This is a genomic window from Solicola agrisoli (assembly GCF_049059935.1).
In the GTDB taxonomy this organism is placed as follows: domain Bacteria; phylum Actinomycetota; class Actinomycetes; order Propionibacteriales; family Nocardioidaceae; genus JAURVT01.
The window spans coordinates 1-621 of record NZ_JBMGQR010000156.1; the positions used below are offsets into that span (position 1 = coordinate 1).

1 protein-coding gene is annotated in these 621 nt (G+C 71.0%); it reads left to right on the plus strand.

Annotated features, from left to right (window positions below; translation table 11 throughout):
* A partial coding sequence (locus ACI6PP_RS23230) for a glutamate synthase-related protein (RefSeq protein WP_421114127.1) occupies nucleotides 1-621 on the plus strand: 621 nt, incomplete at both ends.

Consider the following 621-nt stretch of genomic DNA (forward strand, 5'->3'; position numbering starts at 1 on the left):
GTCGTCGGCGCGCTCGTGCTCCTCGCGGCGGCCATCGGGTCGTCGATCGCGTGGTGGGTCCTGCTCGCCCTGGTGGTCGTCCTGCTCGGCGTCGGTGTCCACGACGTCCTGCAGCGCAAGCACGCGGTGCTCCGCAACTACCCGGTGCTCGGGCACCTGCGGTTCCTGCTGGAGAGCATCCGGCCCGAGCTGCAGCAGTACTTCATCGAGCGCAACGTCGACGGCCGTCCGTTCGACCGCGACACCCGCACGCTGATCTACGAGCGGGCCAAGGGCACCAACGCCGAGAAGGCCTTCGGCACCGAGCGCGACGTCAACGAGATCGGGTACGAGTACCTGCTGCACTCCACCGCGCCGCTCGACCCGCCGGAGCAGCCGCACCGGGTGCGCATCGGCGGACCGGACTGCACCCGGCCGTACGACATGTCGCTGCTGAACGTCTCGGCGATGAGCTTCGGCGCGCTGTCGGGCAACGCGCTGCTGGCGCTCAACGGCGGTGCCGCCCGGGGCGGCTTCGCGCACGACACCGGTGAGGGCGGGCTGACGAAGTACCACCTCGAGCACGGGGGAGACCTCGTCTGGGAGCTCGGGAGCGGGTACTTCGGGGCCCGTACCGCCGAC